The sequence below is a fragment of the Selenomonas sp. oral taxon 126 genome, assembly GCF_001683335.1.
Lineage (GTDB): Bacteria > Bacillota > Negativicutes > Selenomonadales > Selenomonadaceae > Centipeda.
This window is the reverse complement of sequence record NZ_CP016201.1, coordinates 2,036,821-2,060,291: the sequence shown is the minus strand read 5'-3', so window position 1 is coordinate 2,060,291 and position 23,471 is coordinate 2,036,821. Positions and strand designations below refer to the sequence as shown.

Below are 23,471 nucleotides of genomic sequence, written 5' to 3'. Positions count from 1 at the left end.
AGGAACGGATCAGCACCCAAGTTCCTCATGAGACAAGTTCATAGCCAAACGATTTCCAGATCTCATGGGCTTCGTCACTATCCAAGAACGTCGAAAAAACATCCGCCGCCCGATTGTCGGACTGGAACTTCAGACGTGCCGCCGGAATCGTCTTGATATACGGTTTCAGATCATCCGTCGGAACAATATCCACACCATCCCCGCAATTCTCCTTCCAGAGAATCGCAGCATCTGCCTCCTGCATGGAGAGGAGCGTCGCCATCTGGGGTGCTGTCGTCGTGGTCGACGTGATATTCAGAGCCTCCTTGATTCCTGCATCCTGAAACGCCTTTTCGGACAGCTTTCCGATTGCCGTCGATTGGGCATCGCCCATCACCACGCGGACATCTCCTCTCGTCAGGGACTTCAGGCTGTTAACGCCCTTCGGATTCCCCTTGCTGACTGCCAGAACGGGAATGTGCCGGACGAGCGGCTTGCTCTCCTTCACAGAATCCTGCACTGGCTTTATTTCCTGCTCAGAGCCAGCGATAAAGAAATCCCCCTCCTGCGATGTCTTGATCTGCGTCTGGATCTGCGCTGCATTCGCATAGGTTACCTGCACATCGCAGCCGGTCTTTTCCCGAAACGCATCTGCAATCTTCTGGAACGGTTTCTGCATCCCCGCACCACAGTAGACGTGCAGCACCTGCCCCGTCAGGTTCTCCGTCTCCGCAGCCGCCGACGAGGATGCCGACGTACTGCTCGAAGGCTGCTCCGCTGTCCCCCCACAGCCGACAACGTTCAAAGCCACAGCCGACATCACCCCAAAGACAAGCAATTCTTTCTTCCAACGCATCGTAAAACATCCTCCTATACAAAAAAGACACGCCCTTGAAGGACGTGCCTACGACACACAAAAACAGGCAGATGACATTCATCTGTCGCAGATATTCCTTCTCAAGCACGGAAAGCCAGTTCGTTTCCAACCTGACTCGGGAGTCGAAGCTCCGGCAATCATCCCATATACAGAAAGCACTTAGCAATGATCGCTTGGAACAATATGTATTTTTATGAAAGTATAGTAAAAATAAGGACAAATTGCAAGAAGAAGTTGGACAGGCTGCGTTCATTGATTTCAATCAAAAATAAAGATTGACAGTATTACATACAATTTGATAGAATTAAACCGCAATTAAATAACTTTGTTTTCCGAGCAAAAATATCTAAGGGCTGTGTGCCTATGATATTTCGCCTGAGCGAGCGTTCTTTTGAACACTTCTGCTCACAGGGTTGTCAAAGAAATGCGACAGCCTTCCCGTATCGAAAAGGAAAACGACAGGAACGGACTGCTTCTTTGTCATGCAGGGACTGTTTGTCGTGCGCTTCGTACGGGAAACAGTCTATTTTTGTGTGATGAAGAAAAGGAGAGGTATTCATGAAGCGAACACGGAAGTACCAGACCGCCCTCGTGGCAGCCGTCATGGCAGGATTTGCATTTCTGCCGCAGGCATACGCCGCCGACACGGAATATGAGACTGACACTGTCAAAGTCGAGGCAGAGGGCGTTGACAAGCACCTTGTGACAACGAACACGATCACGGCAGAGGAGATTGCGGATCGCGGCTATCGTGATCTGGCCGATATCCTTTCGCAGGTGCCGGGACTCTATATGGCGCCCGCAGCAAAAGACAGCAAGATGGTACGCGTTCGTGGCGCGGAGGTCGGGCAGACGAAAGTCTATATTGACGGCATCCCTGCGTTTCCTCTCAACGGTATTGCTACGAATGCAGCGGCTGATCTTTCGACGATTCCAGCAGACAGTATTGCAAAGGTCGAGATCATCAAGGGACCGGGACCCGTACAGTATGGCACAGACTATAAGGGCGGCGTCATTCTCGTGACAACGAAGGACGGTGACGGTGCAGGGAAATTCCGTCTGAGTATCGCCGGTGGCTCCCATCATACCTATGATACACGCATCGGCTATAGCGGCAGCGATAAGAATATCAGCTATGCACTGAATGCATCAAAGCGTCATACAGGCGGCTATCTGCCGAATGCGGAAAACGACAAGCTGTACTTTGACGGTAAGATCAAGTTCAAAACGAGTGACAAGTCCTCTCTCATATTGAGCGGATATTACTCCGATATGGACAGCGAGATCTCCAACAGTATCGATCCACAAACGGGAAAAACACTGACTGCAGATATCAACTGGTCAATCAATGTCGATGATCTTTCAGATGCTATGCAGAAGTCATATAGAAAGAAGAACAAAACGAACAACTGGCATTACAAGGGGTTCAAACAGAGCAACATTGCACTCCAGTACGAAAGCCGTCCAAATGATCGATGGCAGTATGATGTCAAGTACTATCATTTGATTGATGAAAACAATCTGTGGGTGCACAATCTATTGAGAAGCGACGGCGGAGCTCTTCTAAACTATAACAATCCCCGCCGACCGGAATGGTACCGCAGTGGCTGGTTCTCCACAGGAAACGGCATTGAGGCGAACGCTTCCACCGCACTTGGCGACAAGCACCAGCTGAGTTTCGGTGCAAAGTACGTCAAGATTGACTGGCATACGGATTCCAACAACCTCTCCAAAGGTGATGAGGGAACGGATAAGCGTACAAGTTTCTACATTGAGGACGCATGGAGCTTTGACACAAAGACGCGCATGACACTCGGCGTGCGCCATGAGTCCCTGTCACAGGATGCAAATAATGTAAAGAGCACGGATCATGCAACGGATCCCGTCCTCAATATCACGCATGATCTGACGAAAGCGGATACCCTGCGATTCTCGGCAGGACGCACGCATGTCTTTGTGCAAGCAAAGTCAGCAGCGGCAAACATTCGCGCTAATGTTCCCGTCCCGAAGCCGGAACGCGACCGCAATTTTGAACTGGGATGGAAGCATCGCTTCAACCCTAAAGCAGAACTTGATCTTGCCGTATTCTATACGGATGTAACGGATCGCATTGTGCGCCTTGTCAAAGGAGGTCCGTTTTATAATATCGACCAGACCAAGATTCGCGGGGCAGAACTTGGCTATCAGCACAAATTCACACAGAAATTGTCCGCCTTTGCCAACTATACATGGATGAGCGCGGAGGACAAGTCAAATGGGAAGACGACCGATGCTGCCGGTATCCCCCATCAGATGATGAATCTCGGGCTGACCTATCGCGAGGGCAAATGGCGCTCCACCCTGCTCGGACGTGCTGTGAGCGGATGGACGAATGGTGAAAAGTATCCGAACAGCTCCGGCTACTTTACGGCAGATCTCGATCTACGCTATGAGCCGCAGACGGATCTCGGTGTCTTCCTGCGCATTAACAACATCTTCAACAAAGACTATCAGGACAAGCTCTATCATCCGGCAGAAGGAGCAAACTTCCTCCTCGGCGTGGATATGACGTTCTAATCGCTCAACATAAAACAGAGTTGCTGTACGCTTTGAAAACGTACGGCAACTCTGTTATGTTGTATTCAGACAAAATGTGGAAGAACGTCCGCCATCTTTCCACAGCTTGCAATATCGGTTCCATAGCCGAAATGAACGAGATCGGCAGCGAGTGCAGCATCGGTTGCTGTAAATCCCGAAAGACCGTTTGCACCGTAGTCAAAAAGACATGGATGCATGGGCACGGAGGGGCCAACGAGGACAGTCACGGCATTCTTTGAGAGCTCTAAGAGGCGCGGCATGGTCTTGTTGGCAAAGGTCGCCCCTGTCATAAAGACAAAGTCCTGCTGCGGCAGAAGGAACTCTGCCGCCTCGGCCGGGTAGTCCCCCCACTCGGGCTGCATTTCTAGGATGGAGAGGTCGCATATCGGTTCCCATTTCTTTTGGAAGTTCGGAAAGTGACCGATGACAGCGACTTTCTTGCCGCGAATTTGCTCCGTATACATGGCGAATGCTTCCAGCTTCTTGCGCTCATCCAGTGTTTCGGCGGACGCATCCTCGCCGTGGAATCCCTGCATCGCCTCCACCTTGGACGGCTGATTGTAAAATGCGTTGATGGCGGCAGCGGCGATGGATGCCTCCTGCCCTTGCCACGAGCGCACGTACTCTCCCGCCTCGCGCAGCGAACAGCCGAGAAAGCTCTCCTTTCGTAGACGCGGGCGGCTGTACGCAGGGATCGTCATGCAGATGCCGACCAAATCCCCTGCACGCACATACGTCCACGGGCGTCCGACGGCATAGTCGTCGATATAGATGTCCTGCGGCAATCCGTCGATGATCTCATCGTAAAGATTCCAGTAGTTCACAAAAATACCTCCTCACAGATCTGTTGACCCTAGGATAACACAGCGATTCAGCAGATTCAACTGTGAACAGAGAACGAAAGGAAGATGATTGTGAAAAAAAGAAATGCACTGCTCACCGTATTATTCCTCCTCCTTATTCTGCTTGTCGGATGCGGCCAGGAGGAAAAGGAGAATCCTGTCGCCGCGACATATACCTTCACGGATTCTGCAGGACGTACGGTCGAGCTTCCAAAGCAGATTGATCGCATCGCACCATCCGGCGGTCTTGCCCAGATGGCACTCTTTGCCATTGCTCCGGACAAGCTCGTCGGTATTTCCGGACAGTGGAAAGATGCTGCGCTCCCCTATGTAGGGGATCAGTACCGCGATCTTCCCGTGCTCGGTCAGTTTTACGGCATGAAGAATTTCAACAAGGAGGCGGTGCTCTCTGTCAACCCGCAGGTCATTATTGACGTGGGGGAGAAAAAAGCGACCATTGTCGAGGATATGGATCAGATTCAGGCATCGCTCGGCATTCCTGTGATCTTCATCGAGGCACGGCTCGACAATACCGATGAGGCATATCGTACACTTGGGAAAATCCTCGGCCGCGAAACGGAAGGAAATGCACTCGCTGATTACTGTCACGCGGTGTATTCACACAGCACGGAACTCGCTGCAAAAAACCAAAACAAGCCATCACTACTCTACCTTGGCGGGGCACAAGGCAATATGGCAGTCGTCAAAGGGTCGTTCCATGCACAGATTGTTGACCTGCTTGCCGATAACATTGCAGTGACAACAGCACCAGCCGAAGGCTCGATGAGTCAGGTGTCGATGGAGCAGATTCTCGCATGGAATCCGGAGGTTCTTGTGATTGCAGCCGAAACAGAGGCAGACTTCTCTGCGCTTCCTTGGCGAGAACTGCGCGCAGTGCAGTCGAAGCATGTTCTGCGTGTGCCGTCGAAGCCGTATGATTGGATGGGACGCCCCCCCTCCGTCAATCGATTTATGGGGCTCTCATGGCTTGCGGCGCGTCTCTATCCCGAGGAATCCGGAATTAATCTGCACGAGGAGATGAGAGCATACTATCGTCTCTTCTATCACTACGAACTAAGCGATGCGGAGTGTGATGCATTGCTCGCACGGGATCGTGTCCTCCCATGAGCAGCGTTTCACCGCAGTTCAAACTCACCATATTGCTGTTCCTGCTCATTGCGATGATCTTCATTTCCTTCCTGCTAGGGCGATTCCATCTCAGCGCAGCGGATGTCATTTCTGTATTCGGCGGCTGGATGGGATTTGTGCCGGAAACACGCAGTGCCTCTCACGTCGTGATGGAACTGCGCCTTCCGCGCATCATCGGGGCGGTCATGGTGGGGGCGGCACTCTCCGTCTCCGGAGCAGCCTATCAGGTGATGTTCCGCAATCCGATGGTCTCCCCCGCGATTCTCGGTGTCTCGGCGGGGGCAGCATTTGGGGCGGCAGTCGCGATCCTGTGGAGTGTGCCCTCCTTTTTCGTCCATGCGGCAACGTTTCTCGGAGGGTTGTGCGCTGTTGGGATCACGTACGTGATCGGCGCAAAGTTCTGCCGCGGCGGAAACACAACACTTGCGATCATCCTTTCGGGCATCATTGTGAGCACCCTCTTTACATCGCTGCTCTCCATGATTAAGTATGTCGCCGATCCATATGACAAGCTGCCTGTCATCGTCTACTGGCTGATGGGAAGTCTTGCGGCAATCTCACTCGACAACCTCTTCTTTCCGCTCGTATTTATGGGCGCGGCATTTATCCCCCTCTTTCTCCTGCGATGGCGGATCAATCTGCTCTCCTTTGGCGATGAGGAGGCACAGACTCTCGGGATTCCCGTAGAACGACTCCGTCTCATCGTCATTCTCTGTGCCACGCTCATGACGGCAGCAGCCGTTTCGCTATCCGGCATCATCGGTCTGGTCGGTCTGATTGTGCCGCATCTTGTGCGCTTTATCGTTGGACCGGACTTCCGCTTTCTCTTGCCGGGGTCGGCACTGATGGGCGGGCTGTTCCTGCTTGCCTCGGATAACCTCGCACGCACCCTGTGGACAATGGAGATCCCGCTTGGGATTCTCACATCGCTCTTCGGTGTCCCGTTCTTTCTCTATCTGCTGGTCAAATACCATCATGGCTGGGACTGAGGAGGAATCGGTTGATGCTTGAACTAAAAAATGTTTCCTGCGGCTACGACAGCACACGGATCTTTCGTAATATTTCGTTCTCTGTCATGCGCGGACAGACCCTCTGTCTGCTTGGCCCGAACGGGGTTGGAAAGACGACGCTCTTCAAGACGATTCTGGGGCTGCTGCCCCCACTTGCAGGTGAAATTTTGCTATCCGGAGAGAATATGTCCGCGTGGACAGTCCAGGAGCGGGCACGCCGCATCGCCTATGTTCCGCAGACACACACGCCTCCGTTTCCATTCACCGTCCGCGATGTTGTGCTGATGGGGCGGGCAGCCCACGTCGGCAGTCTCGGTATTCCCGGAAAAAAGGATCGCAAAATTGCTGACAACGCACTTGAGATGCTCGGCATCGAACATCTTGCAAAAAAGATCTATACAAAGATCAGCGGCGGAGAGCGGCAGCTTGTCCTCTTGGCACGTGCGATTGCGCAGCAGCCGCAGCTCCTCTGCATGGACGAGCCCACGGCGAGCCTCGATTTCGGCAATCAGGTGCTCGTGATGAACCGCATCCGTACACTCAGTGCGGCGGGGATCACGGTTATGATGACGACACATGCACCAAGTCATGCCTTTTACTGTGCAGATCAGACTGCCATCATGGGGCGGGACGGCGTGTTTTTCGTGGGACAGACAAACGATACAATTACAGAGAAACGGCTCACAAAACTGTATGGGGTCACCGCAAAGATTGTCGGGTATGAACACATCCCCGAGACACGCACCTGTGTCCCCCTCCCACCACAAGCTCATCAATGAGAAACGGGGCTGCTGCACGAAAGAAATGTGCAGCAGCCCCGATTTTTCATAGAGCAGCCATCTTATCCATGTATACCTGCGCGGACAGACAGTTCCCGCCTGAGGACGCTCCCGTTCCAGAGCATGTCCTCGATGTGCCGTGCGCCGCGCAGTCCCATAAACGGCTGATCCGAGATGTGGAGCCGATCCACGACAGGATAAGAGACGGGGACGTAGAGCATCCTGCGCGGGTCGGCAAGCACGGACTCGCTGCTGCTCCCCATGAGCAGACCACGCTCCATCGCCGCGAGCACTCCCTGCGCCCGCGCCGTATCCGTCTCCGCGAGCTGCTCGTCCGCGATCTTTACGGCAGCAGCGTCCTCGCGCACCTGTGCCGCGACGGCGAGATGGCGCACATCCGCCCACTCCGTCCGCAGTGCCTCGGCAAGCCCCCACGCTGACGAGCGCGGCGCACGGATGAGCGCGGTATCAAAGAGCAGCTCTCCCCACGTATTCTTGAGATCGTTGATCCGCAGGAAGTCCCTGCGCTCCGCCGCCGCAATCTCCTCCATGGCATCCTCGCCGCGTACGGGCGGCAGTGCGGAAAAGATCGCCGCAAGCCACCGCTTCGTCCCCGCGCGGCCGTACGGGGGAAGCGGTGCGATATACGGCGTGCCGCAGTGCTGTTCGATGTGCTTTGCCGCTGCAAGCCCGAGCTCATCATGCACAACGATATTGAGCTCCGCCTGTGCAAGGACTCCGATATCCTCCGGCGGCATATCGCAGCCGAATACATGGCGCACCTCATAGCCCGCCCCCGTCAACAGGCGTACAAGCTCCCGTACATCGTTCTCACCGTTGTAGTAGGATGAGGTCATGCCGATGAGGTTGACCCCACGCCGCACCTCTCCCCGTGTCTCTCTGAGCAACACATCGAGCATCGCGCAGGAAGCACGCGCCCATCCATCCGCAAAGCTGCCGACCAGCCCGCCGCTGTCAATAGCGACCACGGGGCAGGTCACCCCCGCCGCGCGTGCAATCGCACCGACATCATCGCCGATCAGACTTGCCGAACTGCCGCTAATGACGGCGAGCAGCGCGGGCGGATGGTCGATATGCGGCTGCAGGGCTTCGCGCAGATACTCCTCCGCACCGAACACAATTGCATCGTTGTCGAGCTGTGTGCACTTCATGCGGTGCGAGATGTCGCTCTGACTCTGCTCGATGTGCCGCTGCGTAAAGAGATAGCACCACAGCGGGCCGTTGACGATCACGGCACAGCCGCGTACCCCCGCGAAGAACGCCGCCGCGCCTGTCAGCGCACAGCTCTCCATCCACACGGACATATCGTCGAAGGAGAGAACCGCCTCATCCATAGATCAGCCCTCCTCTGTCCGTATGCCGATAGAGTACGTGCTCCATATCCTCGATGAGCTGCCGTTCCATCGCCCAGCCGACCGTGGGCAGCTTGCCGAGCAGGATCTGCCGCAGCCCTACGTCCACGAGTTCATGCGTGGTAAATACGAAATCCACCGCCCGCAGCAGTTCCTCACTCTCGGAATCCTCCACCGCAAGGATCGGTACATCCGTGCACTGACGCAGCCCTTCCTCTACTGTGGTACGCTGTTCCTCGGTAAAGAGTGCGAGCAAGATGATCCCCGCGAGACATACGCCCGCCTTTTCGATCAGGCGCAGGAGGATCTCTGGCTGCAGCCAGTGCAGCTCACGCCCAACGACCAGCACCGTGCGCCGCCCGTCAAGCATCTTCCGCGCACGCACGAGAACGCGCTCGAACGCCTCCTCCTCGCGTTGGATCACCTCCTCCGCCTCCGACGTACGCCCGCATTGTGCACCGATGCAGCGCAGCCAATGTGCCGTCTCCTCCGCACCGCCCGCAAACGCCTCGGCAAAGTACGGCGTGCCGAAGCGCGTATGCAGCTCCTCTGCGAACGCGACGAGCATCTCCTGCTTCTCGTCCGACATCGAACTGCCGAGCACAATGAGCAGCTCCGCCTCCGATACCGCCTGTATCTCATCCAACGGCGTATAGGTGGGAAACTGCACCGTAAGCTGCAGTCCGATCCCCGCGAGCAGCCGCTTCAGCTCCTGCACATAGGAGCTGTAGAAGCCGCCATAGTCCCCGAGAAACGCCACCGTCCCCTGCCGCACACGCGCGGGTGGATGCATAAAGCGGTCGGTCAGCACACGCGCAACCGAGAGATAGCCGTCAAAGGATTCATTGTCCAAAAAGCCGCTCGTGGGGACTGCCACAACAGGCAGATCGAGTTCCTCCTCCATCTCTTCCGCCACTGCCCGCGTATCGTCTCCGATGATGCCGCTCACGCAGGAGCCGCCGATAAAGACAGCATGCGGATGATACTTCTCCACCGCATAGCGGACGCACGCACGCAGACGCTCCGCCGCACCGAACACCGCGTCGCCCTCACCGATGCCGCTTGTGAGGAGCGGTACGGGCGACGGCGGTGCATACGTGCCCGCACCGACCAGACGGTGAAAGCTGCCGACATCCTTTTCACGCACCACATGTGCACAGGAGCGTGGACTGTGAAAGATAACCAGTGCTCCCCGCGCGTACGAGAGCGCCCACCAGACAGCGGGCATACTGCAGCTGCACTGCGCACGCCGCACCCCCGCGCGTTTTACCTTAATTGCCATACTGCTCCACCAAGTCCTCCAGTTCCTCAACCGCCATCGGTGTCAGTACCGCAAAGTATTCCGTGCAAGCTCCTCACGTAGCACGCGCTTCATGAGTTCCACGTCGGGACGTTTCCCCGTCCAGAGATGAAATGCCTCTGCGCCCTGCGCCGCAAGCATCGTCTCGCCGTTGATCGTTTCACATCCCCGCGCCCGTGCCTCGCGCAGAAAGCACGTCTCAGCGGGCGTATAGATCAGATCGTAGAGGACTGCATCGTCTTTCAGTGCCGCCATATCCACGGGCGGCATTGCATCTGTATGCGGCATCATACCGAGCGGCGTAGTCTGCACCACAATATCGGCATCGCTGCACGCAGCAATCCATGCGGCATCATCAAAGGATACCGCCCGCACATCGCCGTCTGCCGCAAAGTCTGCCGCAAGCGCCGCGCCCTTTGCCGCAGTCCGCACGCCGATTGTGATAGCGGAGATATTGCTGCGCAGAAGCCCCCACAGTGCTGCCCGCGCTGCGCCGCCCGCACCAATCAGTACGGCATTTTTTCCTGTGAGCGCAATCCCCCGCTCCGCAAATCCCGCAAGAAATCCCGCAACATCCGTATTGTGCCCGACCAACCTGCCGTCCTCAACCACTACGGTATTCACCGCCTGAATGCGCCGCGCGTCCTCGCTCAATGCATTCATCAGCGGGATGATCGCCGTCTTGAACGGGATCGTCACGTTAAATCCTGCAATCCCCGCATCATAGAGGCCACGCACCGCCGACGCGAGGGCATCCGCACGCACGGGAAGAGCCGCATAGACATAGTCAAGCCCTGCGGCGTGCAGGGCTGCATTCTGTATGATCGGTGAGAGACTGTGTCCGATGGGTGCGCCGATGACACCCAGCAGTTTCGTGCTTCCTGTAATCATTCCACATCCTAACTGTGCTTGCCGCGTATATCGTCGAGCAGCCCCATCTTGAGCTCGTAGTACATCGGTGTCATATCGAGATAGTGCCGATGCGGATTCTCGAAGCGCTGCTCCTCGGGCCAGATCTCATCCGCGAGCTGCTTACGCACATAGGCACGGATTGCATCCAGCGTCGGCAGCTGCTCCACGCGTTTTCCCGCGCGCATATAGAGGCGACGCAGATTCACCGCCGAGAAGCCCTCGAAGAAACGGTTCTTCCACGGCTTGATCGGATCGACATAGCGGAAGGGGCGCGCGAGGTCGATCTCCTCCCCCTGCACTGTGAGCATATCTGCCACGGCATTGCCGTTGCCGTCGTAGATGCGGTAGAGATCCTTCATCCCCGGATTCGTCAGCTTCTCCACATTCTCCGACATCTTGATGCGCGGTATGAATATGCCGTCCTGCTCCACGGCGACGAGCTTGTAGACCGCACCGAAGACGGGGTCGGACTTCGCCGTGATCAGGCGCTCGCCCACGCCGAAGCTGTCCACCTGCGCGCCTTGGAGGAGCAGGGAGGAAATCGTAAACTCATCGAGGCTGTTCGACAGGATGATCTTGCAGTCCGTCAGTCCCGCCTCATCGAGCATCACACGGATGCGCTTCGACAGATAGGCGAGATCGCCCGAGTCAATGCGCACACCTGCGAGGCGCCGCCCCTGCGGCTCGAGCACCTCATGTGCCGTGCGGATCGCATTCGGGATGCCCGAATGGATCACATCGTAGGTATCGACGAGGAGCACAGTCGCCTGCGGGTAGATCTCCGCATAACTCTTGAACGCCTCATATTCATCCTCGAAGAACATGACCCAGCTGTGCGCCATCGTCCCCGATATGGGAATGCCGAACTGCTGTCCTGCCGACACCGTTGCCGTCATATCGACACCGCCGATGTATGCCGCGCGTGCGCCGTAGGTCGCAGCGTCCATGTTGTGCGCACGCCGCGCGCCGAAGTCCGACACCTTGCGCCCCTCTGCCGCACGCACGATGCGCGAAGCCTTCGTTGCAATCAGGGACTGATGATTGATCTGTGCAAGCAGTGCCGTCTCGATGAGCTGCGCGTCGATGATCGGTGCGACAATCGTTATCAGCGGCTCATCAGGGTAGATGATCGTCCCCTCGGGCACGGCATAGATGTCCCCGCGAAAGCGGAAGCCGCGCAGGAAGCTCAGGAACTCCTCCGAGAAAAGCTTTTGCGCGCGGAAATAGTCGATGTCCTCATCCGAGAACGCGAGGTTCTCCACGAACTCGATCACGTGCTCAAGCCCCGCAAACACCGCATAGCCGCCCTTGTCGGGAACGGAGCGGAAGAAGAGGTCGAAGGCGACGCGCACATCGCCGTGCCCCCGATGAAAATATCCGTAGGACATCGTCATCTCGTAGAAATCCATCATCATCGACAAATTTCGCTTATCAAACTGCGTCACAGTAGTGTCCCCCTATCGGGCAGAAAGAAATGGCATAACAATCATTCCTTTGCATTATACCATTTCCTCAAGATTCACGCAAAAAGAGTTTTTCACAGAATTTCATTCTGTCTCGCGAGAAATTTCAAGTCATCGCTCGTCAGTTTTGCCAACGGCAGAAGTTCGGGACGATGACGCAGCGTTGCGAGGAGCGACTGCTCACGCCGCCAGCGTGCAATCTCTGCATGATTGCCCGAGAGGAGGACATCGGGAACTGCCCTGCCCTCGAATTCGCGCGGACGCGTGTACTGCGGATAGCCAAGCAGCACATCGAAGAAGGAATCCGTCGGCGCGGACGTATCGTCGCCGAGTACACCGGGCAGCATGCGCGCCGTCGCGTCCACGACGAGCATCGCGGGAATCTCCCCGCCCGTCAGCACAAAGTCGCCGACGGAGATGAGGCGGTCGGCGAGGTCGTAGACACGGTGATCGAAGCCCTCATAGTGCCCACAGATGAGGATAAGCTGATCGAACGAGGCAAGTTCCTTTGCCGTCTTCTGCGTGAACACGTCCCCCGCAGGGTCAAAGATGATCGTGCAGCGCCGCCCCTCATAGGCTGCGGTCTGTGCATGGATGTCGCGCACGGCGGCATAGAGCGGCTCGGGTTTCAGCACCATGCCTGCCCCGCCGCCGCACGGCGTATCGTCCACATGGCGGTGCTTATCCGTCGAGTAGTCGCGAAAATTCGTATAGTGCACGTCCAAGATGCCGCGCTCTGCCGCCCGCCCGATGATGCTCGTGCCGAATACGCCCGCAAACATCTCGGGAAAGAGTGTCACAAGATCGATTCTCATAGGAACTCCTTATTCTCATTGCAATGTTTTTCATTATAGCATGGATACGTTTGTGAATTGCACGATTTCGATAAAATATTTTACGAATCGACGCGGAAGATATATAATAGAGAAAGGTATGAATGAAACTCAGGAGCATTTTATGGACATCAACCTTGCCCATTTCAATACGGATATCGGGCGGCAGAAGCCCGAGAACATCATCCACAGCAATGCGGCTTGTCCGTTCTGTGCAACGGACAAGCTCACAGACATCATCGCGACGGACGGCGATATTATCCTCCTCAAAAACAAATACAACGTCATCGAGGAGGCGGATCAATTCGTCCTCATCGAGGGCAGGGACTGCGATGCAGATATGCCCGACTACACGCGCGACCATATGCACCGCCTCATCGCGTTCGGCATGGAGCATTGGGCGCAGATGCGTGCGAGCGGAAAGTATGACACGGTGCTCTTTTTCAAGAACTATGGACCGTACTCGGGTGGAACAATCCGTCACCCGCATATGCAGCTCGTCGGCTTCCCCACATTTCGGCAGGAGCTTGCCTTTCGCCGCGCCGAGTTCGAGGGACTGACCGTGGACGAGCGGGACGGCGTCACGTTGAACCTCTCCACCACACCGCGCGTCGGCTTTTGGGAGCTGAACATTGTGCCCGCCGATGCAGGGTCAGTCGGAACGATTGCGGACTACATACAGATCGCCGTCGATTTCTTCATGAATGCCTTCCGCCGTCCGCTGACGAGTTACAACATCTTCTTCTACAATGACGGCGCGGACATCTTCATCAAGATCATGCCGCGCTTTGCCACCTCCCCCGTCTTCATCGGCTACAACATCCGACTGCTCCCGTCCAACCTTGCGGAGATGCGGGATCGGATGCGCGCGGCTTACTTTGAGAATAAACGGAGCATATAATGACTGATACGATAAACGAAACGCCGCCGAAGCGAAAGCGGCGCAAGACAACAGCACGTAAACGAACGCGCAAAAAAACGCCCCGCAGATTTGGGCGTTTTTTCTTGAGTGTATTCATCTGCCTCCTGCTCGTGTCTCTGGGGACATTTCTCTTTGTCCCGCATGCATGGCAGGAGGTTGGTGAGATTCTACCTGCAGCAGAGCGGCAGCTGCCCGCAAATCAGCTGCATGAGATCCGCGAGCCGAATGCAGGTGAGCAGATTGCACGCGTCCTCTTCATCCGCCGCGCCATCGAGGCGCGCCTTGACCGCGCGGACTACGTGCCCATCGGGCGCATTTCGCCCGAGCTGCGGAAAGCGATCGTCGCCATCGAGGATCGCCGCTTCTACGACCATATGGGATTCGACCTCACGGGCATGGGGCGCGCGGCGCTCGTCAACATCCAACACGGGCGCATCGAGGAGGGCGCAAGCACGATCACGCAGCAGCTCGTCAAAAACCTCTTCCTCGCAAATGAGCAGACGCTGACGCGCAAGGTACAGGAGCTCCTGCTCGCCCTCGACATCGAGATCGCCTACTCGAAGGACGAGATTCTCGAGATGTATCTGAACGTCGTTTACTACGGTTCGGGCTTCTACGGCGTGAATGCCGCAGCCGAAGGCTATTACGGAAAGCCTCCCGCCGCACTCGACCTGCCCGAAGCCTCCATGCTCGCGGGCATCCCCAACGCCCCCTCCGAGCTCTCCCCATTTGAAAACTTCATCGCCGCGAAGAAGCGGCAGGCAGTCGTCCTCGACACGATGGAGGCGCAAGGGATGATCGACGCACGCACTGCCGAAGACGCAAAGATACAGCCGCTGAACTTCCGCCCAGAGGAAAGTGAGAAGACCAAGACATAGGCGCATAGATTCATCAAGAATTATTTCTCGTGAATTGGTAAAAACGAAAGTACAACAGAAAGGATTAAAGGAGCAATAAGAATACAGGGGGGCAGCCAAGAACGTGGAGCTAGAAAAATTTAAAAACCATATTCGTATATTAGGCAAAGAAGAAGCAGCAAGATATCGGAACTTATATATAAAAAAAATTTGTAGATCCGTATACGCATGCACAATGTTATCAAGAACGAATTGAACAGTTGTATGCGTTTTTCGATGGATTTTGTTATGAAGGATATTTATGGGATTTTTTAAAATCAGAAACATATATTGGAGAAACACAGATTGAAGAGTATCGCAAATTTTTAAAGCAAGTATTTGTGTTTTGGGATAATAATTCCAGAGATAGGATCTTCATAAAAGATTACTGGAAATTTGATAAAAAGGATATGATAGAACTCGATTATAATCTGTTATTAGATCATCTAGAATTCTTCCCAGAGGATATCTATATCACAAATGAAACACTGAGATGGACGATTGTATTTACGCATGAAGATGATTTGCTGAGGAAACGTCTGATTATACAGGATGGAAGAATATAAATACGCCGCATGACCGTCCGTGTCAAACGAGTCGGCGATGTTCAGGGAGACCGAATCAAAGCCGTAATGGCAGGCAGAGCGGACAATTCACGATGCGTTCCATCCCGCCCACGAGTCAGCCCTTCGAGTTCGACATCAGACTCGCTGCAAGCAAATCCTGCAATCGCATGGAGGACCTGACCCACGAAGAACCACTTCAACTTTACCTCGGGTAAAGACAAGGATGCAAATCAAATGAAGCAAATTCATATAACTGATTTTCAAAATTCAGACCTAGACTTACACGATTCATTATTAGAAGACGTAAAAATCTCATATGGCCGGAAAAATGTAATTATATTTCTAATCTTACCTAAGTCCCCTCCTCTGAGAGACTCGGAGGAAAGAGCAAAACTTATTATTGAAAACACCTCATATTTTGTTATGTCACTAAAAGAACCATGGGGGAAAGGAACATACATTGTATCAGAAGAAATAAAAAACTGTGCAAATGATCAATTAAAATTAATAATAACACTAAATTCTGGGGACACCATAGAAATTACTGGAGCGAAAATCTCTTTGACCGATAATATCTAAGAAATCGCTGATGAAATGAAGCCCGTCAGATTAACGCAGATTTTTCCGCTGATGTGCGGACGAAAAAGTTATGTCAAGATGATGACGCTGAATTTATCAGTAATTCCTAAAAGGTTCATTGTAAAATGAAATCGGACACATAAAAAAGTAGAACATACAGAATCCGTCTGGTAAAATATCTTTGCCAAAACACCACCAGGAGGTTCTGTATGCTCTACGCTCATTCTACCACAAAACGCCGTACATTCAAACACCTAAATGCCTATCAGCGCGGACAGATCGAAGCGATGCTTCGCCTTGGAGTTCCTAAGGTGAAAATCGCCAAAGACCTCGGAATCGCACGCTCCACTCTGTACGCTGAAATAAAGCGCGGTACAGCAAGGCAGATGTGTTCAGACTGGACGTACTATGACCGGTATTTTGCCGAAACTAGTCAAATCATTTATGAGCGTAATCGAAAGAACTCCGTAAAGCCTTCCAAGTTCAATGCGGCACGGGACTTCATCCGGTATGTAGAAGACCGTATTCTCAAAGACAAACACGCACCTGATGCAATCTGCGGGCGCGCTAAACGTACACATCTATTTGCGGTTCAGGTCTGCACGAAGACCATCTACAACTACATTGCAAAGGGGCTACTTAAGGTCAAAAACATCGACCTACGCCAGAAGGTTCGCCGCAAACACAAAGGAAAGAAGAGCGACGACAATCATAGAGCCCTCGGTGAGCGTATCGATCAACGCGATCCGCTTGTTGACGAGCGTGTTACCTTTGGCAACTGGGAGCTTGACACCATCATCGGGAAAAAGGGTACGGATCCTGTGCTACTTGCCGTAGATGAACGTAAGAAGCGAAAGAGGCACCTTGTAAAGATTCGTGCAAAGACTGCAGAGGCGGTTGCCGAAGGGATTGCCAAACTAAGAGAGCTTTATGGGGCAAAGTTTTCACAGGTATTTCGTACGATCACCTGCGACAATGGGAGCGAGTTCGCTCGTCTGCAAGAAGCCGTTCCCGAGGCGAAGGTGTACTATGCTCATCCTTACGCTCCTTGGGAATGTGGAACGAACGAGAAGCAGAATGCACTCGTTCGGTATTTCATTCCGAAGGGCACGAATATGACAAACCTAAGCGAGGAAGATGTACAGCGTGTGGAGGATTGGATCAATACGCTCCCCCGTAAAATTCTAGGTTATGAGACGCCGCAAGAGTGCTTCGATGCCGCACTTAAAAATCTTCGCCCATAATTTCTGATTCTGTTATGTGCTACTGTCCGATTTGATATTGCAATTTAGGGTAATTCCTAAAACCGGACATGGAGAGACAGAAACTAGACGGAGGGAGGGTTACCGCGAAGCCTCTCCTGCGGAAAGATCATGCTCTGTCGATCAGCGCCACACCGTCTGCGAACAATCCTGTACGCGTCACATACGCCTCGCTCGGATCAACAGGCAGGGCGAAGTCCCGCGCCATCACGGACAGTACTTCGATGGGCTTGACACTGCCCTCCGAGGTCACGACGAGATTCATCCAAAACGTCAGACGCTCGTGCTCCAACGTAAAGGAAACGGGTGTTTTTATGTATGTCTTTGTCTCGATCGTACGGCTCTTCTTCGGCGTACTGCGCTCCCATACGGCGCTCTCCGCCGCATTGTAGCGCACAACACTCGCGCGCACGGCTTCAACATCACCCGCATAGGGCACGGCAATGCGATAGCGCGCCTCGTCCACATCCGCCATCAGCGCCCGATGCTTGCCCTCGAGCAGACGCAGACGAACGACCTGCGCCCCGCGCGGCAGATGCGCCCCGAGATGCGCCATCACCTCCGAGGGCGCAAGCGCCTCCGTCATCTCGAAGTCCACATACTCCGCATCGCTCGCCGCACCAAGCGAGAGCGCGGACGCAAACGCGACCTTCATGTGCGGGTTGAAGCCCTCCGAGTACGCCATCGGCAGCCCTGCACGCTTACACGCGCGGACGAAGAGGTTCGCATAGTCGAGATGGGAGACATAGCGCAGTTCCTCGCCCTTCGTGATAAGCCCGCGATAGACAAAAAGACGGCGCTCTGCGGGATTCCCCGTTTTATCAGCCACAGGAGAGGCTTTACCCACAGATGAATCTTTTTCATCAAGCAGCGTGGGACGCTCCACCTCCGTGCCCGCATAGTCGATCACATCCACGCCGAGCGTCGGGCAGATGCCGCAGCCCGTACAGTGCGTGCGGCGGCAGTCCTCCGTGAGAGACGCCGAAAGCGCCTTCTGCCACTCGGACTTTAGGAAGCGCTCGAGCACGCCGGGCGAGGTGTGCGCCCACGGCAGCGGCTCGCCAATCGTGCGCGTACGCCTGCTGAAATACTCCCAGTCGACGCCGCAGGTCTCAAATGCGGCGAAGTAGCGGCTGTCGTCGAAGAGATCCGACCAGCCGTCAAACTTCGCGCCATTCTTCCACGCCTCATAGAGTACGGGCGCAAGGCGGCGATCGCCGCGCGCAAAGACGCCCTCGATCACCGAGAGCCGCGCGTCGTGATAGTGGAACGTGATCGACCGATCCGTAATATGCTCCTTGAGGAGTTGCTGACGCCGCCGAAACTCCTCGATCGGCAGCTGCCCGAACCACTGGAACGGCGTATAGGGCTTTGGTACGAAGCAGGAGACGGAGACCGTCACCTTGCAGCCGCGCCGCCCGCGAATCTCCGTGTAGAGATCGACGACCTTCTTTGCAAGTTTTGCAATCCCGATGATGTCCTCGTCCGTCTCCGTCGGCAGCCCCATCATGAAGTAGAGCTTCACCTGCTTCCAGCCGTGACGGAATGCCGCGCCACACGCCGTGAGCAGATTCTCCTCCGTCACGCCCTTGTTGATGACATCGCGCAGCCGCTGCGTTCCTGCCTCGGGCGCAAAGGTCAGCCCCGATTTTCGCACCTGCTGCATCCGATGCGCGAGGTCGATCGAGAAGCTGTCGATGCGCAGCGACGGCAGGGAGAAGCTGATCTTCTCCCCCGCATTGTCCGCCATCAGATCATCCACAAGACGCCCGAGGCAGGAGTAGTCCGCCGAGGAGAGCGAGGTGAGGCTCATCTCATCGTAGCCCGTCGATGCGATCAGCCCCTGTGCCATCCCGCGCAGACGCTCCTCCGTGCGCTCACGTGCGGGTCGGTAGGCGATCCCCGCCTGACAGAAGCGGCAGCCGCGCGAGCAGCCGCGAAACAGCTCCAGCATCATGCGGTTGTGCACAATGTCCATATAGGGCACAATCGGATGCTCGACCGACATGACCGCATCCATATCGCGCACAACGCGCTTGTAGATGACGGGACGCGCCGCAGGATGCAGAAGGCGCATCTCACGAAAATGCCCCGCCTCGTCGTAAATTGGCTCATAGAACGCGGGCACATAGATGCCGTCGATCGCAAGGAGGCGCGTGAGGAAGCCGCGCCGTCCGCCCGGACGCCCCTCCGCCCTCCACGCAATGAGTGCATCGCAGAGCTCGGGCAGAACCTCCTCGGCTTCCCCAATCACAAAGAAGTCGAAGAAGTCCGCAATTGGCTCGACGTTGTAGACGCATGGCCCGCCGCCCACAACGAAGGGCATATCCTCGCCGCGCTCACGCGCATAGAGAGGAATGCCTGCAAGATCGAGCATATTGAGGACATTGGAGTAGATCATCTCGTATTGGAGCGAGAAGCCGATAAAGTCAAACTCCTCGATGGGGCGGCGGCTTTCAAGCGAAAAGAGCGGGATGCCCCGCGCACGCATCTTCTCCTCCATGTCGATCCAAGGCGCATAGACGCGCTCCGCCGCAATGTCCGCACGGCGGTTCAGAATCTCATAGAGAATGGCAAGCCCGAGATTGCTCATGCCGACCTCGTAGACATCGGGCAGCGCGAGCGCAAATCTGCACTGCACGCTGTCCCAGTCCTTGCGCACGGCATTCCACTCGCCGCCCGTGTAGCGCGCAGGTTTCAGTACCGATTGCAGGACACTGTGATCGAGCTGCACCATTGTTTCGTATTCCCTCCAAATAAAGACTCTTTGTCGTATGTTATGGAACATCGGAAACGCCTCCGTGCGATGCTCCTAAGCAAACCCTAGTGGAGCAAGCGGAGAAAAGGGCACGTTCTGCCCCCTGCGGATTTCTTTCGTTCAAGCGAAGCGCGTTTAAGAAGTCCGCAGGTATTTAGGCAGATAAGTGCCCGACCGCTTGCGTAACTAAGCGTTTGCGTGGAGTGCGCACGGAGTCATTCCGTGACATTTCATAGAACCAAAATAAACACAGAAAATAAAAGAGACTGCCGCGCGAAGGCGAACAGCCTCACAGAATTTCTCTCTAAAATAACAGTTTTTGCCGCCGCAGCTGAATGTTCAGCAGAATGGCAATCGCCATGACATTCGTCGTGAGCGAGCTCACGCCGTAGCTCATGAGCGGCAGCGGAATGCCCGTGACGGGCATGATGCCCATCGTCATGCCGACGTTGACGAGCACGTGGAACGCAATCATCGACGTGATGCCGACCGCGAGCAGCCTGCCGAACGTATCACTCGCATCCTGCGCAATCCTGATGCCGCGCCAGAGCACGATGAGATAGAGCAGGAGCAGGACGGCGCATCCGACGAAGCCGAGCTCCTCCCCCACGACGGAGAAGATGAAGTCCGTGTGATTCTCCGGCAGGAAGTTCAGCTGACTCTGCGTCCCACCAAACAGCCCCTTGCCAAAGAGCAGCCCCGAACCGATTGCAATCTTCGACTGGATGATGTGATAACCCGCACCAAGCGGGTCGACATTTGGATCCATGAAGACCATAATGCGCATCTTCTGATAGTCCTTCAGGAAATGCCAGAGCACGGGCAGAGCTGCAAGTCCGAGTCCAAAGATCCCGGCGAGAATGCGCAGCCGTATCCCCGCAACGAACACCATGCCGAAGAAGATGGCGAGAAAGACGAGCGATGTCCCGAGATCGGGCTGCTTCAGCACGAGCAGGAACGGCACGAGCACATAGCCGGCAACGGGTGCGACATCACTGAGCGACTGTATCTTCCCGCGCTTTTCGATCATTGCAGCAAGGGCAATAATCATGATGAGCTTCGAGAACTCCGATGGCTGTATGCTGATGGGACCGAGTGCGATCCACCGCTGCGCGCCAAGCGCCGTCTGCCCGACCAACATAACGAGAATCAGGAGAATCAGATTGAACACGTAGAAGTGGTTGCCGTAGCGCTGCAGTATCTTGTAGTCGAAATTCATCAGAAATGCTGCAAGCGCAATATCGACAATGATGGATATGCCCTGCCGCTGAACGAACCAATAGCGCTCCTCACTCGGCGTATTGACATGAGTCGCACTGCCGATGATGACGAGGCTCATGATGACGATAGCAGCAGCCGCTGCAATCAGCGTCAGATCCGTGCGGCGCAGGAGGCGCTTCGAGAGTATCATCGTCTGCGCCTTGATATGTCGCTGCCGCCGTGCTGAACGCTCACGACAGGAATGTTGACGACGAGTGCCATCGTGTCATTTTCATTTTCGAGCGAGAATTCCATCTCGCGCGTATCGATATACATATACTTCGAGATCACCTGAATGATCTCCGCGCGCATATTGTCCATGATCTCCGGAGAGACATTCGCCCGATCATTGATGATAACAAGCTGGAGGCGGCGGCGCGCAACATCGCCGGAACTTTCCTTTTTTCCGAGAAGTTTTCTCAGCATCTCAATCACGCCAAGCCCCCCTTACTTTTTCCCAAAGAGCTTGCCCTTGATCGTCTCCCAGAGACTTTCCTTCGCAAACTCGCGGAACGGGATCTCCTCACCCGAGAGGCGTCCCACCACATCGAGATACGCCTGTCCTGCGGGAGAGTTCGGCATCGTCACACACGGCTCTCCGCGGTTCGTACTCGTCACGACCATCTCGTCATCGGGGATCTGACCGATGCAGGTGACAGAGAGGATCTCGTCAATGTCGTTCATATCGAGCATATCGCCCTTTTCGATCATCTTCGGGCGAATGCGGTTGACCACGAGGCGGATGTCCTCCTTATCCGCACGTCCAAGCTCGCCGATGATCTTATCCGCATCGCGCACCGCCGAAATCTCGGGCATCGTCACCACAATCGCCGTATCGGCAGCCGCAATCGCTGTCTTGAATCCCTGCTCGATGCCTGCGGGACAGTCGATGATGATGACATCATAGGAGCGGCGCAGCTCCTCACAGAGGGTCGCGAGCTCCTCGGGATTCACCGCACTCTTGTCCTTGACCTGAGAGGTCGGCAGGAGAAAGAGAGAGTCATATTTCTTGTGACGCACGAGTGCCTTCTTGTACGGCACACGACCCGAGGTCACATCGACCAAATCGTACATAATGCGGTTCTCAAGCCCCAGCAGGAGATCGAGATTCCTGAGCCCCGTATCCGTATCGATCAGGACGACGCTCTTGCCGCGCATGGCAAATCCAACGCCCAGATTTGCCGTTGTCGTTGTCTTTCCAACGCCTCCTTTGCCCGAAGTCACGACATAGATCTCACTCATATTTCGAACCTACCTCTCTATTGGCTCAATGACAATCTGACCATCCTTCACAAAGGCGCGCTCCGCCTTGCCGGAATCCTCCGGCTCATCCGGCGAACGCGCGACATAGTTCGCAATGCGAATCTGCGTCGGCATCAGATGATCTGCAATGATAAATGCTGTTGAGTCCCCCGCTGCGCCTGCATGCACGACCCCACGACATGTGCCGCGGATGTCCACACTGCCGCCCGCCGTGATCTGCGCACCCGGATTGACATTGCCGAAGACGATGACGGAGCCCTCCGTCTCCACCGCCTGTCCGCCGCGCAGCGTCTTGTCGATGACGAGCATCTGCCGGAGTTCCGGCTGCTCCTTCTTCTCCTCCACAGGCTGCACGCGCTCAGTCACGGGCGCAATAGGCGCGGCAGGTTCCGGCTTTGCCAGACGGCAGATCAGCCCGTGCGTCCGAAAGAGCTCCTGCATCTCTGCCAACTCCTCTTTCGCAAAGCGGTCACGCGGGACACGCACAAGCGTGCCGCGCAGAAAGAACCCGGAACCGGATTCCAGCTTTCGCCCCAGCTCCTCCATGATCTCACAAAAACTCATATCGACGGGGAACGTGAGCATGAGTCCGTCATTTTCCCCTTTGATCTTGATCTTATCCTCGCCCATTTGACTCCCTCACTTATTCCCTGCATTCTGCGGCACGCGGTCCAACCCGAAGGCAGCCTCTAGGATTTTCCTCCCAATCGGCACCGCCGAGAGCGAACCGAAGCCGCCCTGCTCCACGATGACCGCCACGACGATATTCGGATTCGCATAGGGACCGTACGCCACGAACCAGCCGTGGTCACGCCCCTGCGAGTTCTCCGCCGTCCCCGTCTTACCCGCAATGTCGATCGGTACGGCTGCG

At 55.3% G+C, this 23,471-nt stretch carries 22 protein-coding genes and 2 riboswitches; of the genes, 9 read left to right on the top strand and 13 right to left on the bottom strand.

The genetic code is table 11. The annotated features are described in order from the left end of the window. Positions 1 to 25: 25 nt before the first annotated feature. Positions 26 to 835, bottom strand: a complete 810-nt coding sequence (modA, locus tag AXF19_RS09290) for a molybdate ABC transporter substrate-binding protein (RefSeq protein WP_066848036.1) — start codon at positions 833 to 835, stop codon at positions 26 to 28. A gap of 78 nt (positions 836 to 913) precedes the next feature. Beyond that, positions 914 to 1,047, bottom strand: a riboswitch (molybdenum cofactor riboswitch). 127 nt (positions 1,048 to 1,174) lie between these two features. After that, a riboswitch (molybdenum cofactor riboswitch) is annotated at positions 1,175 to 1,326 on the top strand. Between the two features lie 88 nt (positions 1,327 to 1,414). Here modA and AXF19_RS09285 point away from each other — a divergent pair. Continuing rightward, on the top strand, positions 1,415 to 3,412 hold the full coding sequence (locus AXF19_RS09285) for a TonB-dependent receptor (protein ID WP_066848034.1): 1,998 nt from the start codon (positions 1,415 to 1,417) through the stop codon (positions 3,410 to 3,412). 65 nt (positions 3,413 to 3,477) lie between these two features. Here the strand turns inward: AXF19_RS09285 and AXF19_RS09280 are convergent, their stop codons facing one another. Beyond that, positions 3,478 to 4,257, bottom strand: a complete 780-nt coding sequence (locus AXF19_RS09280) for a Rossmann-like domain-containing protein (RefSeq protein ID WP_066848031.1) — start codon at positions 4,255 to 4,257, stop codon at positions 3,478 to 3,480. Between the two features lie 84 nt (positions 4,258 to 4,341). On the opposite strand from AXF19_RS09280, the gene AXF19_RS09275 reads away from it, so the two are divergent. From AXF19_RS09275 to AXF19_RS09265, 3 genes are read left to right on the top strand one after another with little or no spacing between them, the layout of a single operon-like run. Further along, positions 4,342 to 5,403, top strand: a complete 1,062-nt coding sequence (locus AXF19_RS09275; RefSeq protein ID WP_066848029.1) for an ABC transporter substrate-binding protein — start codon at positions 4,342 to 4,344, stop codon at positions 5,401 to 5,403. Next, positions 5,400 to 6,413 (top strand): FecCD family ABC transporter permease, encoded by a 1,014-nt coding sequence (locus AXF19_RS09270; RefSeq protein ID WP_066848027.1) that lies wholly within the window; start codon positions 5,400 to 5,402, stop codon positions 6,411 to 6,413. The genes AXF19_RS09275 and AXF19_RS09270 overlap by 4 nt, the downstream gene beginning before the upstream one ends. A gap of 14 nt (positions 6,414 to 6,427) precedes the next feature. Further along, positions 6,428 to 7,213, top strand: a complete 786-nt coding sequence (locus tag AXF19_RS09265; protein WP_066848026.1) for an ABC transporter ATP-binding protein — start codon at positions 6,428 to 6,430, stop codon at positions 7,211 to 7,213. Between the two features lie 62 nt (positions 7,214 to 7,275). On the opposite strand, the gene AXF19_RS09260 is transcribed toward AXF19_RS09265, so the two are convergent. The 5 genes from AXF19_RS09260 to trmD form a co-directional block, all read right to left on the bottom strand. Next, positions 7,276 to 8,568 (bottom strand): nitrogenase component 1, encoded by a 1,293-nt coding sequence (locus AXF19_RS09260; protein ID WP_066848024.1) that lies wholly within the window; start codon positions 8,566 to 8,568, stop codon positions 7,276 to 7,278. Continuing rightward, on the bottom strand, positions 8,561 to 9,868 hold the full coding sequence (locus tag AXF19_RS09255) for a nitrogenase component 1 (RefSeq protein ID WP_066848021.1): 1,308 nt from the start codon (positions 9,866 to 9,868) through the stop codon (positions 8,561 to 8,563). Before AXF19_RS09255 ends, AXF19_RS09260 begins: the two co-directional genes overlap by 8 nt. Positions 9,869 to 9,910: 42 nt before the next feature. Next, on the bottom strand, positions 9,911 to 10,777 hold the full coding sequence (locus AXF19_RS09250) for a shikimate dehydrogenase (protein ID WP_066848018.1): 867 nt from the start codon (positions 10,775 to 10,777) through the stop codon (positions 9,911 to 9,913). 8 nt (positions 10,778 to 10,785) lie between these two features. Beyond that, positions 10,786 to 12,243, bottom strand: coding sequence for a nicotinate phosphoribosyltransferase (locus AXF19_RS09245; protein ID WP_066848016.1), 1,458 nt, complete (start codon positions 12,241 to 12,243; stop codon positions 10,786 to 10,788). A 92-nt stretch (positions 12,244 to 12,335) separates the two neighbouring features. Then, positions 12,336 to 13,076, bottom strand: a complete 741-nt coding sequence (gene trmD / locus AXF19_RS09240) for a tRNA (guanosine(37)-N1)-methyltransferase TrmD (protein ID WP_066848015.1) — start codon at positions 13,074 to 13,076, stop codon at positions 12,336 to 12,338. Positions 13,077 to 13,218: 142 nt separating this feature from the next. On the opposite strand from trmD, the gene AXF19_RS09235 reads away from it, so the two are divergent. The 5 genes from AXF19_RS09235 (at position 13,219) to AXF19_RS09215 (ending at position 17,301) form a co-directional block, all read left to right on the top strand. Then, positions 13,219 to 13,995, top strand: a complete 777-nt coding sequence (locus tag AXF19_RS09235; protein WP_066848013.1) for a DUF4931 domain-containing protein — start codon at positions 13,219 to 13,221, stop codon at positions 13,993 to 13,995. Beyond that, positions 13,995 to 14,894, top strand: coding sequence for a transglycosylase domain-containing protein (locus AXF19_RS09230; RefSeq protein WP_066848009.1), 900 nt, complete (start codon positions 13,995 to 13,997; stop codon positions 14,892 to 14,894). The genes AXF19_RS09235 and AXF19_RS09230 overlap by 1 nt, the downstream gene beginning before the upstream one ends. A 239-nt stretch (positions 14,895 to 15,133) precedes the next feature. Continuing rightward, complete coding sequence (locus AXF19_RS14730; RefSeq protein ID WP_237141561.1) at positions 15,134 to 15,478, top strand: hypothetical protein; 345 nt, start codon at positions 15,134 to 15,136, stop codon at positions 15,476 to 15,478. Positions 15,479 to 15,712: 234 nt separating this feature from the next. Beyond that, positions 15,713 to 16,057: a hypothetical protein gene (locus AXF19_RS09220; protein ID WP_066848000.1), complete on the top strand. Its 345-nt coding sequence runs from the start codon at positions 15,713 to 15,715 to the stop codon at positions 16,055 to 16,057. Between the two features lie 209 nt (positions 16,058 to 16,266). Beyond that, positions 16,267 to 17,301 (top strand): IS30 family transposase, encoded by a 1,035-nt coding sequence (locus AXF19_RS09215; RefSeq protein ID WP_066847997.1) that lies wholly within the window; start codon positions 16,267 to 16,269, stop codon positions 17,299 to 17,301. 127 nt (positions 17,302 to 17,428) lie between these two features. Here AXF19_RS09215 and AXF19_RS09210 read toward each other — a convergent pair whose 3' ends face one another. From AXF19_RS09210 to AXF19_RS15410, 6 genes are all read right to left on the bottom strand, one after another. Beyond that, a complete protein-coding gene (locus tag AXF19_RS09210; RefSeq protein WP_066847994.1) occupies positions 17,429 to 20,056 on the bottom strand; it encodes a TIGR03960 family B12-binding radical SAM protein in 2,628 nt (875 codons plus the stop codon). 325 nt (positions 20,057 to 20,381) lie between these two features. Continuing rightward, positions 20,382 to 21,488: a rod shape-determining protein RodA gene (gene rodA / locus AXF19_RS09205; protein ID WP_066847991.1), complete on the bottom strand. Its 1,107-nt coding sequence runs from the start codon at positions 21,486 to 21,488 to the stop codon at positions 20,382 to 20,384. Beyond that, positions 21,485 to 21,772, bottom strand: a complete 288-nt coding sequence (gene minE, locus AXF19_RS09200) for a cell division topological specificity factor MinE (RefSeq protein ID WP_066847982.1) — start codon at positions 21,770 to 21,772, stop codon at positions 21,485 to 21,487. The genes rodA and minE overlap by 4 nt, the downstream gene beginning before the upstream one ends. Positions 21,773 to 21,784: 12 nt before the next feature. Beyond that, positions 21,785 to 22,579 carry a septum site-determining protein MinD gene (minD, locus tag AXF19_RS09195; RefSeq protein WP_066847980.1) on the bottom strand — a complete coding sequence of 265 codons (795 nt, stop codon included), beginning with the start codon at positions 22,577 to 22,579 and terminating at the stop codon, positions 21,785 to 21,787. 9 nt (positions 22,580 to 22,588) lie between these two features. Further along, positions 22,589 to 23,230 (bottom strand): septum site-determining protein MinC, encoded by a 642-nt coding sequence (minC, locus tag AXF19_RS09190; protein WP_066847978.1) that lies wholly within the window; start codon positions 23,228 to 23,230, stop codon positions 22,589 to 22,591. A 9-nt stretch (positions 23,231 to 23,239) separates the two neighbouring features. Next, positions 23,240 to 23,471: penicillin-binding transpeptidase domain-containing protein (locus AXF19_RS15410; RefSeq protein WP_248931676.1), on the bottom strand; the 232-nt coding region annotated here is incomplete at its 5' end.

Coding starts and splice junctions, on each gene's coding strand:
- AXF19_RS09285 (WP_066848034.1), top strand. CDS start 1,415: ATGAAGCGAACACGGAAGTACCAGACCGCCCTCGTGGCAGCCGTCATG.
- AXF19_RS09220 (WP_066848000.1), top strand. CDS start 15,713: ATGAAGCAAATTCATATAACTGATTTTCAAAATTCAGACCTAGACTTA.
- rodA (WP_066847991.1), bottom strand. CDS start 21,488: ATGATACTCTCGAAGCGCCTCCTGCGCCGCACGGATCTGACGCTGATT.
- minD (WP_066847980.1), bottom strand. CDS start 22,579: ATGAGTGAGATCTATGTCGTGACTTCGGGCAAAGGAGGCGTTGGAAAG.
- modA (WP_066848036.1), bottom strand. CDS start 835: ATGCGTTGGAAGAAAGAATTGCTTGTCTTTGGGGTGATGTCGGCTGTG.
- AXF19_RS09215 (WP_066847997.1), top strand. CDS start 16,267: ATGCTCTACGCTCATTCTACCACAAAACGCCGTACATTCAAACACCTA.
- AXF19_RS09250 (WP_066848018.1), bottom strand. CDS start 10,777: ATGATTACAGGAAGCACGAAACTGCTGGGTGTCATCGGCGCACCCATC.
- minC (WP_066847978.1), bottom strand. CDS start 23,230: ATGGGCGAGGATAAGATCAAGATCAAAGGGGAAAATGACGGACTCATG.
- AXF19_RS09210 (WP_066847994.1), bottom strand. CDS start 20,056: ATGGTGCAGCTCGATCACAGTGTCCTGCAATCGGTACTGAAACCTGCG.
- AXF19_RS09260 (WP_066848024.1), bottom strand. CDS start 8,568: ATGGATGAGGCGGTTCTCTCCTTCGACGATATGTCCGTGTGGATGGAG.
- AXF19_RS09265 (WP_066848026.1), top strand. CDS start 6,428: ATGCTTGAACTAAAAAATGTTTCCTGCGGCTACGACAGCACACGGATC.
- AXF19_RS09270 (WP_066848027.1), top strand. CDS start 5,400: ATGAGCAGCGTTTCACCGCAGTTCAAACTCACCATATTGCTGTTCCTG.
- trmD (WP_066848015.1), bottom strand. CDS start 13,076: ATGAGAATCGATCTTGTGACACTCTTTCCCGAGATGTTTGCGGGCGTA.
- AXF19_RS09230 (WP_066848009.1), top strand. CDS start 13,995: ATGACTGATACGATAAACGAAACGCCGCCGAAGCGAAAGCGGCGCAAG.
- AXF19_RS09255 (WP_066848021.1), bottom strand. CDS start 9,868: ATGGCAATTAAGGTAAAACGCGCGGGGGTGCGGCGTGCGCAGTGCAGC.
- AXF19_RS09235 (WP_066848013.1), top strand. CDS start 13,219: ATGGACATCAACCTTGCCCATTTCAATACGGATATCGGGCGGCAGAAG.
- AXF19_RS09275 (WP_066848029.1), top strand. CDS start 4,342: ATGATTGTGAAAAAAAGAAATGCACTGCTCACCGTATTATTCCTCCTC.